Below are 14,839 nucleotides of genomic sequence, written 5' to 3'. Positions count from 1 at the left end.
TCCTCCGCTTCCGACCGTGCCGGTCCCGTCAACCTCTGGCCCCTACGTCAGCCGCAGGGCTCCGACCGGGCAGACCTGCACGGCTGCCACGGCCGGCTGGTCGTCCCCCAGCACGGCGCCCTCGGTTCTGAGGACCAACTCGCCTTCCTCGTCGAGAGCCAGCAGAGCCGGTGCGGCGTCCACGCACAGGCCGTGCCCTTCGCATCGGTCCCAGTCCACAAGCAGTCGGGTCATGACACGGTCGCCACGAAGCTGGCGTCCAGACGCTCGATCCCGCGGATCGTGTTGTGCAGCCGCCAGGTCGGTTCGCCGACGTCGATGCGCGCCACTTTGCGCACCAGGGACGACATCAGGGAATGCCCTTCCATTCGCGACAGCGCTTGGCCCACGCATCCATGAATGCCGTGGCCGAATCCGAGGTGACGGGTGGCATCCACCCGCTGGATGTCGAAGACGGCGGGATCGGTCTGCCAGAACGTCTCGTCGCGGTTTGCGGAGGCGAAGAGCAGAAGCACCCGGTCCCCGGCGGACAGATCGCTCGAGCCGAGCCGGAAGTCGCGGGTCACCAAGCGAGTGAACCCGCGCAGGGGGGACTCGAAACGCACGATCTCGTTGAACGCGCTCGGGATCAGGTCCGGTTGCGACCGCAGTAGGTCGTACTGGTCGGGGTGCTTGCCGAAAAGGTGGATGAGACTGGCGAGCGCACTCACCGACGTGTCCATCGACGGGAACAGGTAGTCGCCGAGGAGCGCCGGGAGCAACGCCTGGTCGATCTCGCCTCGCTGCGCCTCCTCGACCAACTGCGCGCCCCAGCTACCGGGTCGGAGGTTGCCGGGCTGAGACATCCGCGCCAGGAACCCGTGCATGTCGGCGAAGTGGTGCAACCCGCCGAGCGTCCGCTCATTGGCAGGCCCGAACGCGTTGAAACCCGCCGACGCCCAGTCGAGAAGCCGTTCCCTGCCTTCCTCAATGGGCCAACCCAGGAGGTCCGGTACCAGAGAGAGCGGAAAGGCCTGCCCGAAGTCCCTTACGGCGTCGAACGAATCCTGGGCGATGAGGGAGTCCACCAGTCGGTCGGCCCACTCTTGGACGTAAGCGGTGATCTCGCGCAGCGCCCGTGGGGTCAGGTTCCGCGCTACCAGCCCGCGCACCAGGTCGTGATAAGGCGGGTCGCTGGTCAGCGTGCTCCCCGTCTGCGCCTGATTGAGCCGCTCGGTGATCCCGACGCCCGAGGCGGAGGAGAAGACCTCATGGTTGTGGAGCGCGTCATAGACATTGCGGTAGTGGGGGATGGCGTAAAAGCCGTACTGCTCGCTCCACACAGCCTCCCCGGTAGCGCGTAACTTCTGGTACGCGGCGTACGGGTCGGTGAGCACCTCGTCGCTATAGAGATCGATCTCTTTGGCTGCGGTGACGGTCATATCAGGCTCCTTCTGCGTAGGAGACGGCCTTTGCCAGGGTCAAGCGGCTGTTGTTGCCGAGATTCGACCGCGCCAGCTCGCGCGCTGTCTGCACAGTCGCATCGGGACCCAGCACTGCGCTGACCCGCTCGCTTCGGATGGCAACCGTATGCTCGGAACTGATCTGCCATCCCTGCTCATGGGGCCGGATGGTCCAGACCCCCGTGTGCAGGCTCATCAGCGCAGGCAGGGTGGTCTGCTTGTAGACGATTCGGTCGGGTTTGAAAGAGACTCGGAACGACTCGGTCGTGTGCGTCGAGCCGTCGGGGGCCAGCGTGTCCATCTTCAGACGTTGAAGACCGTCATCGAACTCGGTCATCACCGCGGCGGCGACATGATCGAGCCGTTGCTCCCACGCGTCAGCGCGATCGAGGAACTCAAAGACCTTCGCCGGGTCACCGACTGTCGTCAGGCTGTCCTGGAAGGTGAAAGGCGCGTCCAGGCCGTCACGAGACTCACGCTCCAGCGCCGACTTCAGCGCCTCGAGTTCGGCCCGCGAGTTGCCGTCGACCGCGCGGGCGATCCACGACAGCTGCTCGTCGGTGTCATCGATCGCGCTGTACTCGTGGACGAGTGAGAGGAGGGAGCTCCTGTCGTCCAGTGGCTTGATCGTCCATTCGCCGCGCATGTGCCGAATCGGATGGACAGACCGCTCCTGACGGAAGTCGATTCTGAGCCCCGCCGAGTCGAGTGCCCGCCGCGACGTCCAAGAGTGCGCCTCGCCATGCGCGGTTGCCCACAGCCGGATGCGCTCTTCCCCTCCGCTGGCGTCCAGGACTTCTGCGTGGATCGTCGGAGGGAACAGGGTGGGCCAACGGCTTACGTCGCTGAGCCGGGTGAAGATCGCCGGCGCCGGGGCGTCCACCTTTATGTCATGGGTATCGGTGCGGGTTCTGGCCATGCTCGCTCCTCCTTAAAAGTTCCCGAGTCCGCCGCAGACGTTGAGCGCCTGAGCGGTGACCGACGCCGCGACCGGCATGGCGAGGTAGAGGATCATGGAAGCCACCTCTTCGGGCGTCGAGTAGCGGCCCAAAGGAATTTTCGCCTCGAAAGCGGTCAGCACGTCGTCCTCGGTCGTTCCCCACGCCTCGGCGTAGGCGTGCCTCACCCGCTCAGCCATCGGCGTCTCGACGTAGCCGGGGCAAACGGCGTTGACGGTGATTCGTTGAGGAGCCAGCTCCTTGCCCAGCGCCTTGGTGAACCCCACGACTCCGTGCTTGGAGGCCGAGTAAGGCGCTGCCAGCAGAACTCCCTGTTTGCCGGCGGTCGAGGCGACGTTGATGATCCGTCCGCCCTCTGTCATCCCGCCGCGGGCGAGGACCTCGCGGGTTACGTAGAAAACGCTGTTCAGGTTGGTGTTGATGACCTGATGCCACAGCTCATCGGTCAACTGAGCCGTCACGCCGCCGCCGTTGCGGCCGGCGTTGTTCACGAGCACCCCGATGGGCCCGTGGGCCTCGGTGGCGGCTTGGACAAGGTGACGCACGCTGCTTGTGTCGGTCACGTCCGCGGTGACCGTGGTGACGGCCAGTCCCTCATCGGCCAGTTGCTTGGCAGCCTGGCGGAGGGAGTCTTCGTTGCGGCCGCAGATGACCGTCGGATAGCCTGCGCCGGCGAGCGCTCGGGCCGTGGCCAGACCGATGCCGCTGGAGCCGCCGGTCACCAGAGCCGTGAGCTTGGTCTCCTCCGGGGTCGTCATCGCAGTCACACCATTGCCAGGGCTCGGTTGATGGCACTGACCAACTCCTGGGGACGCTCCACGTCGGCGAGGTCGTCGTCGGCGATCTCGACGCCATGTTCGCGGCCTAGCCGCAGACCGGTCTCGAGTATGGCGAGTGAGTCGTAGCCGAGTTCCTCAAAGGTCATCGTCTCGACTTTGAGGTCGAGGTCGATGGACTCATCGACGCCCGAACCCTCCCGCAGCGCTCGTTTCAGGTCTTCCATACTGATCTGCGTGGGCATGCTGATGCTCCTAACCGTGGGGGATTCACTCGGATGTGTTGGGTGAGCGGGTGACGACGAGCGCCGCGTTGAACCCGCCGTAGCCGCGGGCGAGGATCAGGGCGCTACGGACCGTCGCCTCCCTGGGTTCTGTGACGAGGTCGATGCGCAGGCTCTCGTCGGGGGAACTGTTGATCGTCGGGGGGATCACCCCGTCACGCATGGCGAGCAGCGCGGTGGCGACGTCGAGCGCGCCGGCGGCGCTGTACAACCGGCCGGTCGCCGCTTTGGGCACCGTGACCGGCACGCCCGCGGGGCCGAAGACCGACTCGATGGCGGCTGCCTCGGCTTGGTCGGCCGCGCGGGTTCCGGCTCCGTCAGCGAAAACGACGTCGACCTCGCCGCCGGCGATCCCGGCGTCCTGCAGCGCTAGGCCGATGGCCCGCCCCATGCCGCCACCCGGCGTCTCGCCGGCGCCGTCCATCGTGGACGCGTGGCCGGCCAGATAGCCGTACACGTCCTTTCCTGGGCGGGGCTCGGCCTCCAGCACGAGGATCGCTCCGCCTTCGCCACCGACGTGGCCCCCGGCACGGGCGTCAAAGGGCAGGTAGGCCTGGGCCGGATCGTCCTCAGTGGACATCCATCCCGGGGCCATCTGCGCCACCCAGCCCCACGGGCACAGCGAGCTGTCCACCGCACCGGTGAGCATGAGCGTGTTCCCCCGAGCGATGCGCCGCCGCGCTGCCCCCAGACTGTCCAACCCGCCGGCGCCGTCGCTGACGACGACCCCGCTGTGTCCCTTGAGGCCATGGCGGATGGACAGCTGCCCGGTGTTGACCGCGTAGAACCAGGCGTAGGACTGATAGGCGCTGACATACTTGCTGCCCCGCGACCACAGGTTCTGCAGCTCGCGCTGACCGAACTCATAGCCCCCGGCTGATGCCGCAGTCAGTGTTCCTCGGCGCTCCTCGGGCACCGTCTCGAGGTCGATGCCAGCGTCCTCGAGGGCGCGGTCGGAGGCCACCATGGCCAGCTGTGTCATGCGATCGGTACTGGGCAGCAGCCGCATGGACAGGTGATCGGCTGGGTTGAATCCCTTGATCTCTCCGCTCAGCCTGGAGGGGTAGGAATCGGCGTCGAAGAGCGTCGCGACTCCGATGCCGTTCTCTCCGGCCAAGGTCGCCGTCCAATAAGCCTCTGTCGTTGTGCCGGTCGGCGCCACCACTCCAAGGCCGGTGATGGCGGGCCTCGTCGCGGTCACCCCCGACCTCCCAGGGCCTGCAGGACCATGGCGCTCTGAAAGCCACCGAACCCGCTCCCGGTCGTGAGCACCGTGTCGACGCGTTGACTTCGCGCCGTCAGCGGCACGTAGTCCAGGTCCAACTCCGGGTCGTTGTTGTGCAGATTCGCTGTCGGTGGGACCACGTTGTCGCGGATCGCCAGCGCGCAAGCTGCGATCTCCAGAGATCCGATGGCGCCCAGGGAATGCCCGATCATCGACTTGATGGAGCTGATAGGCACGCGGTACGCGTGCTCGCCCAGGCTGCGCTTGAGCGCTGCGGTCTCGTGCCGGTCGTTCTGCTTGGTCCCCGAGCCGTGCGCGTTCACATAATCGATGTCGACGGCGTTGACCCTGCCTTCGTCGAGCGCGGTCGTCACCGCACTCGCGAGCTCGGCGCCATCCGGTCGCAGCCCCGTCATGTGGTAGCCGTTGCAGCGACTGCCGTAGCCCTTGATCTCGGCGTAGATCGGGGCGTGTCGACGGCGGGCAGACTCCAGCTCCTCGAGGATGAGGACCGCCGCGCCCTCTCCTAGGACGAACCCGCCACGCGTGGCGTCGAACGGGCGGGAGGCGCTCTCTGGTGTGTCGTTGTAGGTCGAGGTGGCTTTGATGGTGTCGAAGCAGGCCACCGTGATCGGAGAGATCGGCGCGTCCGAGGCTCCGGTGATCATGATGTCGGCCCTGCCGTCGTGGATGAGCTCCGCGGCGTTGCCCACGGAGTCGATGCCGGAGGTGCAACCCGTGGAGATGAGCGCCCCGGGTCCCTGCGCATTGGCGAGCGCCGCGATCTCGGCTACGAAGGAGCTGGGCACAAAGTAGTCATAGAGTGCCGGCGGCGCGTCGGACTTCACGGTCCACAGCTGCCCCTCGTTGCTCATCTGTCGGTAGACCCGCTCCAGGGCAGTGGTGGCTCCGACCGCGGATCCTAAAGAGACACCCATGCGTCGAGGGTCGTATGAATCCCCGAGCTGTGCGTCATCCAGGGCTTCCCGGGCGGCGGTCAAGGCGAACTGTGAGGCGCGGTCGAGGTTATGGGCCTGCTCCTCGCTGAGTCCGGCCGCCAGGGGATCGAAATCGACTTCGGCCGCGACCTTCGAGCGGAACGGCGCCGGGTCGCACAGGGTCAGCCCGCGCGTCGACGTACGGCCGGCCGTGAGGTTCCCCCAGTACTTCTCGCGGCCGACTGCGCCCGGGGCGACGACGCCGATGCCGGTCACGACGACACGCCGGGTCACAACGGCCCTCCCTGCCACGAGTAGAAGCGGGTGGCCATGGCGTCCTTGGGCGACTTCCACCCCGGGTCATAGGGGTCTATGAACGGGCGCAGATCCTGGCTGATCTTCGCGAAGGCCGGATCCTCTTTCACCGCTTCTATGCGCTCCCCGCCGTTCGGGGCGGCGAAGTCCTGAATGTGGAAGTACAACCCGTGAAAATGGAAGAGCTGACGGCGTACTGTGCCCATCCGGTGCGGCATGTCCGTCGCGTCGAATTCCGCGAAGAGTGCCTCTACGTGGCAGATATCACGTGGTGACAACCGAGCGACGATCAGGGTGCTGTCCATCAGATTGCTCCTTACGCATAGGGGTGTTCGGGTCACCGAACCATCGGCGAAGTGCTGATTCGAGGGTGCCTGCGCCCGGGGACGCCCAGGCGACATAGCCGTCCGGTCGCACGAGCAGGGCGTCGACCCCGGAGAGGTCCGGGTCGTCGGTCGGTTCCGGTACGACCGGCAGGACGCTTACGCGGTCACTCCAGGCAACGACGGCCTCCTGAGCGTGGGCCACAGTCGCCGCGGACGCGAGGAGTACGCCGTGCGCCTTCTGCAGAGACGACAGGACACCGGACGTCTGGCCTTTCAACTGCATCCCCGCCGGCGGCAATCGACGCCCGACTATGGAGGGTGCGTCAGGGATGCCCATGTCATATCGGACGTCCAGTCCGCTCACCGAACGCCCGAGTATGCGAGCGACCTCTGGGATTTGGATCAGCCCCGCGAGAATCTTGCGGAGTGGGTCTACCTCCGGTCCGCGGAGGAACAGTTGTCCCTGAGCCTGGGTGTTCTCCAGGAGGGCTTGACCGACGCGCCGGCGCTCACGGTCGTATGTGTCAAGCAGCTCGGTGGGCGCGTGGCCGTGGACGGCTGCAGCCAGCTTCCACCCGAGGTTGACCGCATCCTGGATGGCCACATTCATGCCCTGGCCGCCTGCCGGCAGATGTGTCCGCGCGCTGTCGCCGACCAGGAAGACCCGGCCGTGTCGATAGCTATCGACGATCGAGCCTGCATCGGTGAAGGAGCTGGCCCAAAGGCATTCGCCATCTCCTAACGGCGTGCCCACTACGGCTTGGTAGGCGCGCTGGACATCGGCGAACTCAACCTGTCGACCGCTCTCGAGCAATGGCGCGCCACGCTCGCAGACGATGATCCGGTCGACGCCGTTGCCCAGTGGAGCAGACATCACCATCCCGGCTTCGTGTTTGACGCCGAACGGGTTATCCGGGAGCCCGCAGTCGCGCACGTCGGCCAGCAACATCTGAACCGAGGGCGGGGTTGTCGCGGTCTGCGCACCGACACAGGAGCGCACGGTGCTGCGGGCGCCGTCGCACCCCACGACATAGCGGGCCCGCACGGACTCCGACCTGCCGTCTGCCGACTGCACTTGCACCGTCGCCGCGTCGTGGTCCTGGACCAGAGTTGTGGCCGTCCTGCCACGCAGAATCTCGACCCCCAGCGACAGCGCCCAGTCGGTGAGCACCGCTTCGGTCTTGGACTGAGGAAACTGGCTGACCGGCGTATGGGTGCTGCCCAAGACACTGGCGGGGATGGTCAGGCCGGCGAAGTGGACCGCCTCCTGGGTCCGCAGGTCTCCAAAGCGGTCGAGGATCCCCCGCTGCTCGAAGACCTCTAGCGTGCGGACGGTGAATCCCAGAGCCCGCGACTGGCCTGTCGGCTGCAAACGAGAGTCGATCAGCGTCGGAACAACGCCGGCGAGGGCGAGTTCGCAAGCGAGCATCAGGCCGGTGGGTCCGGCGCCGATAATGAGTACCGGGGTTTCCCTCGGCAGCGAATCAGGCATGCGTGTCCGCCTTCTGTAGAGGGAGCGGAAGAGCCGATGTGACTATCACTCTGGTGATGAGCCGGCCCTTTGTGTAGTGGATGTCTTGGCGATGCATCCGGGACAAATGCAGGAACGTGTTGGGAAGCCCGGGGAAGAGGTGGCCTTTCAACCAAGAGGCCTCGTATATTCATCACATGCAGAAGGGCTTCGCATGAAGATTTGTGTTCTGGGCGCCACCGGACGCACCGGGAAGTTGGTGGTCGGCCAGGCGCACGAGCGCGGCATCGATGTCACCGCCCTGGTGCGTGACCCGGCTCGACTCGGCCCGACCCGTGAACTGGTCAACGACGTCACGCCCATCGACGCTGACGACGCCGTGCTCACGGCCGCTCTGGCAGGCAGCGTCGCGCTCGTCTCAGCGCTCGGCCCGCTGCGCGAGACACCTAGGGGCGAGCTCGCCGGTCTCCTCACTCGGATCCTCGAGTCGGCCGACCGCGCTGGGGTATCGCGGGTGGTCTCAATCAGCGCGGCGCCGATCAGCCCGCCGCCCGCCGGCGAGTCCGCCGCGTATAGGCGCGTAGTGCTTCCGGCGATTCGGCGGGTGTTTCGACTTCAGTACCAGGAACTAGCGCTTATGGACGCAGCCCTTATGGCGCGTCCTGGATTGGATTGGACGATCCTGCGGCCCCCGCGGCTCACCAACAGCGCTGCAGCGCAGTCATACCGCGCCGAGATCGGCGGGCCTGCCGTCGGCGGCCGCACTGTGACCAGAGCGGGTCTGGCCAAGGCTGTGCTCGACAGCCTTGCAAGACCGGACTGGAGTCGACAGATCGTCGGCCTCGCCGCCGGATAGACGGTGCTGATATCCCCATTCGGCTTTGGGTTTGCCCCCGTCGACGTCTACCTGGCGCAGCACTGAGTCAGGCATCGGCAGCGGCTGGCCTGCACTTCTCCGAGGGCGCCGACCCCGTCGCGATGGGCGCGAGGATCGAGGGCGCCGCATCGCATTCACCCACCGGCCCGCACGGTCGCAGTCCGAGGAACTGAGTGACGCCTTCGATCAAGTAGCCCAGCATCCTCGGCCCGGCGAACTGGGGTCGAAGGGGTGGACGAGTCCTTGGGCCATCGTTACACGCCGCCAACCTTTCCCGGAACAGGTGGAGGACGCCTTCTCCTTGGCTGCGAGCAGCATTCTGGCCGGCCTCTTCGTCAATGGCAACGTCTGTACACTTTTGCCTACTTGTGGTTATATACCAACCGTGGCTTTTATACAACTTGTCGCTTATTACCATTTGGCTGGTCACCTGCCGGCTGCCTACTCGGTGTGAGCCTCGTGCCGGTCGCACCAGGCGAACAAGCCACGCCGTCGACGCAGGCGCGCCGGTCACGATGACCAGCTCGGGAGGGCCATGACACAGGTTCGCTTCAATGTGCTGGGGCCTATCGAGCTGCGCATTGACGGCAAGATCGCTCGGCTCCGGGGAGTCAAGAACAGGGTGGTCCTTTCCTGCCTGGCGCTGCGCCCCGAGACGGTGGTCTCGATGGACGACCTGGTGCGTGCCGCCTGGCCGGACGAGAGGCCGCCCAGCGCTGAGCATCAGGTGCGCAAGATCATTTCGCAGCTCCGTTTGTCCATTCCGCGACGGTGGGACGTCCTTGCCACCGTCGGGGGCGGCTACCTGCTGTGCGCGGGCCCTGAACGGTCCGACGTTCAGGAGTTCCGCGCCCTGCTCACTCGTGTTCACGACCCCCACGGGGTCGAGGAAGCCGAGTTGCCCAAGCTGCTGGGGGGCCTGCAGCTGTGGAGGGGGGCTCCCGCCAAGGGACTGACGCCCAGCGGGTTCGAGAAAGATGTCCAGGTGCTTGAAGAGGAGTACCGGGTCTTCCTGCAGCGATGCGTCGACATCTTTGCCCGCTATGGCCGCGCGGCCGAGTTGGCGCCCCACCTGAGGTCGATGGCTTATGAGTTCCCCGGAGATAGGACCATCGCCGACCACCTCGCCGTCGCTCTGGGCGGCCATCACGAACGGACGAGCGCAAGCGAGCAGACCACTCGTCAGGAGATCCTCGGGAGGTTGCCCGAGCCTCGAGGTCATGCCAATGCCAACGGGCATAAGGCGATCATCTCGATGCTCCCGCGCGACCTGCCTGAGTACCAGGGACGGGAGGCTGAGGTGGAGGCGGTGACGCGAGCCCTGCGCGTAGCCGAGCCCGACCACCTCCGGCTGGTCACGATCACCGGCATGGCGGGGATCGGAAAGACCGAGCTTGCGCTTCATGTCGCACACGCCTTGAAACACCAGTTCTCCCACGGGGCTTTCTTCGTAGACCTTCATGGCTTCACCCCCGGTCGCGCCCCACTGCAGGCACACGACGCAGTCGCAGCGCTCCTGCATCAAGTCGGAATCGCTGAGCATGAGATGCCGTCCACCTTCGACGGCCGCGTAGCGCTTTGGCGGTTGCTCACCCATGACCAGCGAGTCCTCCTCGTCGCCGATAACGTCGCCACTCTCGATCAGGTCCGACCGCTGCTTCCGAACTCCTCCCACAGTTGCGTGATCGTCACCGGGCGACTCACCTTGACCGGTATCGACGGGGCCTCGCACATCCATCTGGAACTCCCCTCCGAGCGCGAATGCGTGAGGCTTCTTGGCTCATTCATCGGCGATCACCGAGTGGCGGAGGAACCCGACAGCGCGGCCGAACTGGTGCGTCAGTGCGGCCGCCTGCCGCTGGCGATACGCCTAGCGGCCGCGCGTGTGGTGGCTGAAAGCTCTTCGGGGCTTGGTGAGATAGTTCAGCGCTTCAGGGAAGCCGACAGTCCGTTGGCTGAGCTGGAAGTGCCCGGGCGCAGCCTCCGGGGATATCTGAACGTATCGATCGACGCCCTCTCAGACAGCGACGCGGAGGTGTTTGTGTTGTTGGCCCGGCACCCCGTCGGCGATTTCAACGCGCATTCGGTGGCTACTCTCGCCGAGATCGAATTGGCTTCCGCGCAGGCGAGCTGCCGACGCCTCGCGGATGCGAACCTGCTAATCCCGCAGCGCCCAGGATGGTTTGGGATTCACGATCTGTTGAGGGAGGCCGGCCGCTCGCGAGCCACCGCGGAGATGGCCGCCGAGCGAGGCAAGGGTGCGACTAGTCGACTTGAGCTACTGGGCGCCGGTAAACGGCAGTGGGTCCGCAACCCGGGGTCGGCTTAGCGACCCAACCGATCCGGTCCCTCCCGGTCAGAGCGGCTTGGCAGAACAGTCCGGCGAGCTCGGTGCTGGTGTGCGTGCCGGCGCGCCAGAGCTCGACGAGGTGCGCCTCCTGCGCGGTTCGAGCTTGGGCTGCTTGCCTCCCGGCCGACCCTTGGCCGGAGGCGGGCTTCATGCCTTTCTCGTCCGCGCCCGGTTCATCCACATGTCGGGGAGCGGTCCACCGCCGGCGGGCCGCGTGAGGCAAACTGACCGTATGAGGTTATTGCCCGACTTGCTGGACCTGGTGCTGCCGGCCAAGTGCGTGTGCTGCGGGCGTGCCGGGCTGGTGTGGTGTCCCGGTTGCCAGCCGACGTCCACGCCTGAGCCGGTCGCGCTGGCGTGCCCGGCGCCGGTCTTCGCCGCCGGTGAGTACGGCGGCGCCCTTCGCAGCGCGCTGCTGGCCTTCAAGGAACGCGGCCAACGGGCGCTGGCCGGGCCTCTGGCGGCCTACCTCAGCGACGCCGTCGATGTGGGCTGTCGCAGGCTGAGCGGGCCGGCGGACCGCCTCGTGCTGGTGCCGATCCCCTCCAGCAGGGCCGCGGCCCGCCAGCGCGGCGGTGATCATCTGCTGCGGCTGGTCGCCGAGGTCGCCCCGCAGAACGGCCTGGAGGTGTCGCCGGCCTTACGGCTGCACGGCCGGGGCCGTGACTCGGCCGGCCTGTCGCCGGCCCAACGAGCGGCGAACCTGGCCAACCGGATGCGCGCGGTTCCGGTCGCCGGCCGACCGTCGGCGCTGATCGTCGATGACATCGTCACCACCGGAGCGACGCTTGCCGAGGCGTGCCGGGCATTGCAGGCGGCGGGCTGGCAGGTGCGCGGCGCTGCGGTGATCGCGGCCACCAAGCTGCGCCAGCCCGAGCAACGCCTCCTGGACTCGGCTGCCTGGGGTGTCTCCGGTGACGCGCCGGCCCCTTGCGTGTCATCTCGCCGGGCGGCCAAGGTGGTCGCAGAGGATGGCACGCCGGGTGGCCGGCCATCGGCACGCCGCCGATCTGGCCGGCAGGCCGCCAGCGACACGATTCAACTGGGCAGATCCACTACGAAGGTCTAGCGTTCACAGGACCTACCGAAATAGGCGCCAGCGAGCAGGAGCTTGGCGGGCCAGTCCGGGGGAAGCCGGCCCACTGGGCACTGCTCGCGCCGTCTCGAGCAGCCAGGAGGTCGCGTGGATATTGTCGTGAGGGGCCGTAACGTTGAGGTTCCCGATCATTACCGACAGCATGTCGCAGAGAAGCTGGCCAGAGTTGAGCGGTATGACAACCGGATAATCCGGGCTGACGTCGAACTCCTCCACGAGAAGAACCCCAGGCAGTCAGAGATCTGCCAGCGGGTAGAGATAACCTGCCGGGTCCGCGGACCGGTGGTCCGCGTCGAGGCCGCCGCGGCAGACTTTTACAAGGCTCTTGACCTCGCCGTCGAGCGGCTGGCTCGAAAGTTCCGGCAGGCCGCCGATCGTCGCCGGGTGCACCACGGCCGGCACACGCCCACCTCGGTCGCCGCCGCGACCGGCGCGCTCATCGAGCCCGAGCCCGCCCAGGCCGCGCCTGATGAGTCCGCAGCCGACGACGAGCCGCTTGACGGTCCCGGGCGGGTGGTCCGCGAGAAGGAGCACCCGGCCAAGCCGATGACCATCGACCAGGCGCTGTTCGAGATGGAGCTCGTGGGCCACGACTTCTACCTTTTCGCCGATGCTGACGGCGGGCATCCCAGCGTCGTCTACCGGCGAAAGGGCTATGACTACGGGGTAATCAGGCTCGTCGAGTGAGCCGGCTTGAGCCGGCGTCGGGCCAAGCGGTAAGCGAGGTCACGATGGCCCGGTATTCTGGGCCATCGTGACCGCTACCGACACCGCCATTGAGCTTGCCCGCATCGCCGGGCACGCTGCCGCGGACAAGCTCGCCACCGACATCGTGCTGATCGACGTCAGCGACCGACTGGCCATCACGGACGTCTTCGTGATCGTCACCGGAAGCAACGAGCGCCAAGTCGAGGCGATCGTCGACGAGGTCGAGGACAAGCTCCGCCTGGCCGGCACCAAGCCGCTGCGCCGCGAGGGCAAGCGGGACGGCCGGTGGGTGCTGCTGGACTACGCCGAGATCGTGGTGCACGTCCAGCATGCCGAGGAGCGGGTCTTCTACTCACTCGAACGGCTCTGGAAGGACTGCCCGCAGATCGAGTTCGACGAGGGCCGGCCCCAGGCCGCTGGCGCCGGGCAGGCCGCCGGCGTCGGACAGGCCGCCGGCGTCGGACAGGCCGCTGGGGCGGGGCAGGCCGCTGGGGCGGCACAGGCGGACGAGGCCTAGTGCTGCGCCGGCTGGTCATCCTGAGGCACGGCCGGACCGCCTGGAACGCCGAGCGCCGGTACCAGGGCCAAGAGGACCCACCGCTGGACAAGGTCGGCCAGGCGCAGGCACTGGAGTCCGCGGCCCTGGTCGCGGCGATGAGCCCGGACCTGGTGATCTCCTCGGACCTGCAGCGGGCCGAGCAGACCGCCCGCAAGATCGTCGCGCTGACCGGCCAGCAGCTGGTGATTGACACGCGGTTGCGCGAGCGTCACCTCGGCCACTGGCAGGGGCTGACCCGGGACGAGGTGCAGGCCCGCTATCCCGAGGAGTTCGCCGACTGGCTGGCCGGGCGCGACGTGACCCGCCGGGGTGGTGAGAGCCGGCAAGAGGTCGCCACCCGGGCGCTGAAGGCGCTCGATGAGTTGCCAGAGGTCGAGCTCACGGTGCTTGTCAGCCACGGCGCGACCTCGATGTGCCTGGCCGCGGCGCTGCTCGGGCTGCCCCAGACCCCGTCCATCCTCGGCCCGCTGGCCAACTGCCACTGGACCGAGCTGCGCGACAGCGGTGACGGCTGGACGTTGCGAGCTCACAACGCCGGCCCGCCCGGGCCGGTCATCCCGTCGCTGGCGCCGGAGGACGACCACTCCGACGCCGACGCCTAAGCGCTGGGCACGGGTGGGCCGAACATGGCTGAGCAGCCGACCGCGCCTGCGCCGAGCACCGGCGAGCCCGGTGAGCGAGCCGGACGCGCCGTGACCGAGATCCTGCTGCTCACCGACTCGCTGGCCTTTCACGGCCCTGGGATGGGGGAGCTGACCACCGAGCCGAGGTTGTGGCCGAACGTGCTGGCCGCGGCCCTGAGCACCCCGGAGCAGCCGTGCCGGGCGACCATCTTCGGCCGCCGGGGCTGGACCGCCCGCGACGCCTGGTTCGCCCTCACCCGCGATCCGCACGTGTACTCGGTGCTGCTGCCCCGAGCCGATGTCGTGGTGCTCGCGGTCGGCGGAATGGACTACCTGCCCACGATCCTGCCCACTCACCTGCGGGAGGGGATTCGGCTGCTGCGGCCCCGACCGCTGCGCGTGGCCGCGACGACGCTGTTCCGGCGCGCCCAGCCGCTGGGCTCGCGGCTGCTGGCGGGGAAGTGGCGGACCCTGCCGCAGTCGCTCACCGACCACTACCTGAGCCGATGCGTGGCGGGCATCCGTCACTTCCACCCCGGCACCCCGGTGCTGGGCGTGGTTCCGCCGCCGCACGACGCGCTGGGTTACGGCCGGGTCCGGGCCGGTCATCCACCGGCCGTCCAAGCCGCCCTGGACTGGGGCCGGCAGGCCGAGGTCGAGCTGCTGCGCCTGGACGAGTGGGTGCAGCCGTTCCTCGGCACGCCCGGCATGAACGTCGACGGCATCCACTGGGGCTGGGACTGCCACCGGGCAGTCGGGGAGCAGGCGGCCGAGCAGGTGCGCGCGATCCTCACCGTGCCCGCCGGTGAGCCGGCCGGGTAGTATCGCCCTTATGGGCATGCACCTGCTTCTTACCGAGCCGCGCTGAGTCTCCGACGACCCAGTGCGGC

Annotated in this window: 16 protein-coding genes; 7 read left to right on the top strand and 9 right to left on the bottom strand. The window is 67.5% G+C overall.

The window, feature by feature from the left end; translation table 11 throughout:
• Nucleotides 1–42: 42 nt before the first annotated feature.
• Genes VGB75_12215 through VGB75_12175 form a run of 9 tightly spaced genes read right to left on the bottom strand, consistent with a single transcriptional unit; the run spans nt 43 to nt 7,757 of the window.
• Nucleotides 43–234, bottom strand: coding sequence for a ferredoxin (locus tag VGB75_12215; GenBank protein ID HEY0167795.1), 192 nt, complete (start codon nt 232–234; stop codon nt 43–45).
• Complete coding sequence (locus tag VGB75_12210) at nt 231–1,421, bottom strand: cytochrome P450 (protein ID HEY0167794.1); 1,191 nt, start codon at nt 1,419–1,421, stop codon at nt 231–233. The genes VGB75_12215 and VGB75_12210 overlap by 4 nt, the downstream gene beginning before the upstream one ends.
• Nucleotide 1,422: 1 nt before the next feature.
• Complete coding sequence (locus tag VGB75_12205; GenBank protein ID HEY0167793.1) at nt 1,423–2,361, bottom strand: SRPBCC family protein; 939 nt, start codon at nt 2,359–2,361, stop codon at nt 1,423–1,425.
• Nucleotides 2,362–2,373: 12 nt separating this feature from the next.
• A complete protein-coding gene (locus VGB75_12200; protein HEY0167792.1) occupies nt 2,374–3,159 on the bottom strand; it encodes an SDR family NAD(P)-dependent oxidoreductase in 786 nt (261 codons plus the stop codon).
• Nucleotides 3,160–3,164: 5 nt separating this feature from the next.
• Nucleotides 3,165–3,422 (bottom strand): acyl carrier protein, encoded by a 258-nt coding sequence (locus tag VGB75_12195; protein HEY0167791.1) that lies wholly within the window; start codon nt 3,420–3,422, stop codon nt 3,165–3,167.
• 25 nt (nt 3,423–3,447) lie between these two features.
• Nucleotides 3,448–4,662, bottom strand: a complete 1,215-nt coding sequence (locus VGB75_12190) for a ketosynthase chain-length factor (GenBank protein ID HEY0167790.1) — start codon at nt 4,660–4,662, stop codon at nt 3,448–3,450.
• Nucleotides 4,659–5,918 (bottom strand): beta-ketoacyl-[acyl-carrier-protein] synthase family protein, encoded by a 1,260-nt coding sequence (locus tag VGB75_12185; protein HEY0167789.1) that lies wholly within the window; start codon nt 5,916–5,918, stop codon nt 4,659–4,661. Before VGB75_12185 ends, VGB75_12190 begins: the two co-directional genes overlap by 4 nt.
• Nucleotides 5,915–6,244, bottom strand: coding sequence for a TcmI family type II polyketide cyclase (locus VGB75_12180; protein ID HEY0167788.1), 330 nt, complete (start codon nt 6,242–6,244; stop codon nt 5,915–5,917). Before VGB75_12180 ends, VGB75_12185 begins: the two co-directional genes overlap by 4 nt.
• On the bottom strand, nt 6,204–7,757 hold the full coding sequence (locus VGB75_12175; GenBank protein HEY0167787.1) for an FAD-dependent monooxygenase: 1,554 nt from the start codon (nt 7,755–7,757) through the stop codon (nt 6,204–6,206). Before VGB75_12175 ends, VGB75_12180 begins: the two co-directional genes overlap by 41 nt.
• Nucleotides 7,758–7,950: 193 nt before the next feature.
• On the opposite strand from VGB75_12175, the gene VGB75_12170 reads away from it, so the two are divergent.
• From VGB75_12170 to VGB75_12140, 7 genes are all read left to right on the top strand, one after another.
• Nucleotides 7,951–8,592, top strand: coding sequence for an NAD(P)-binding oxidoreductase (locus tag VGB75_12170; GenBank protein HEY0167786.1), 642 nt, complete (start codon nt 7,951–7,953; stop codon nt 8,590–8,592).
• Nucleotides 8,593–9,148: 556 nt separating this feature from the next.
• Nucleotides 9,149–10,942: an NB-ARC domain-containing protein gene (locus VGB75_12165; GenBank protein HEY0167785.1), complete on the top strand. Its 1,794-nt coding sequence runs from the start codon at nt 9,149–9,151 to the stop codon at nt 10,940–10,942.
• A gap of 253 nt (nt 10,943–11,195) precedes the next feature.
• Nucleotides 11,196–12,032, top strand: a complete 837-nt coding sequence (locus VGB75_12160; protein HEY0167784.1) for a phosphoribosyltransferase family protein — start codon at nt 11,196–11,198, stop codon at nt 12,030–12,032.
• A 114-nt stretch (nt 12,033–12,146) separates the two neighbouring features.
• A complete protein-coding gene (raiA, locus tag VGB75_12155; protein ID HEY0167783.1) occupies nt 12,147–12,746 on the top strand; it encodes a ribosome-associated translation inhibitor RaiA in 600 nt (199 codons plus the stop codon).
• 67 nt (nt 12,747–12,813) lie between these two features.
• Nucleotides 12,814–13,284 (top strand): ribosome silencing factor, encoded by a 471-nt coding sequence (gene rsfS, locus VGB75_12150; protein HEY0167782.1) that lies wholly within the window; start codon nt 12,814–12,816, stop codon nt 13,282–13,284.
• Entirely contained in the window at nt 13,284–13,928 is a 645-nt protein-coding gene (locus VGB75_12145; protein HEY0167781.1) for a histidine phosphatase family protein, read from the top strand. The genes rsfS and VGB75_12145 overlap by 1 nt, the downstream gene beginning before the upstream one ends.
• A 24-nt stretch (nt 13,929–13,952) precedes the next feature.
• Nucleotides 13,953–14,771, top strand: a complete 819-nt coding sequence (locus VGB75_12140) for an SGNH/GDSL hydrolase family protein (protein HEY0167780.1) — start codon at nt 13,953–13,955, stop codon at nt 14,769–14,771.
• Nucleotides 14,772–14,839: the final 68 nt, after the last annotated feature.

Source organism: Jatrophihabitans sp., from assembly GCA_036399055.1.
Classification (GTDB): Bacteria; Actinomycetota; Actinomycetes; order Mycobacteriales; family Jatrophihabitantaceae; genus Jatrophihabitans_A.
The sequence above is the reverse complement of the archived record's forward strand: the minus strand, read 5'-3'. Positions and strand labels throughout refer to the sequence as shown.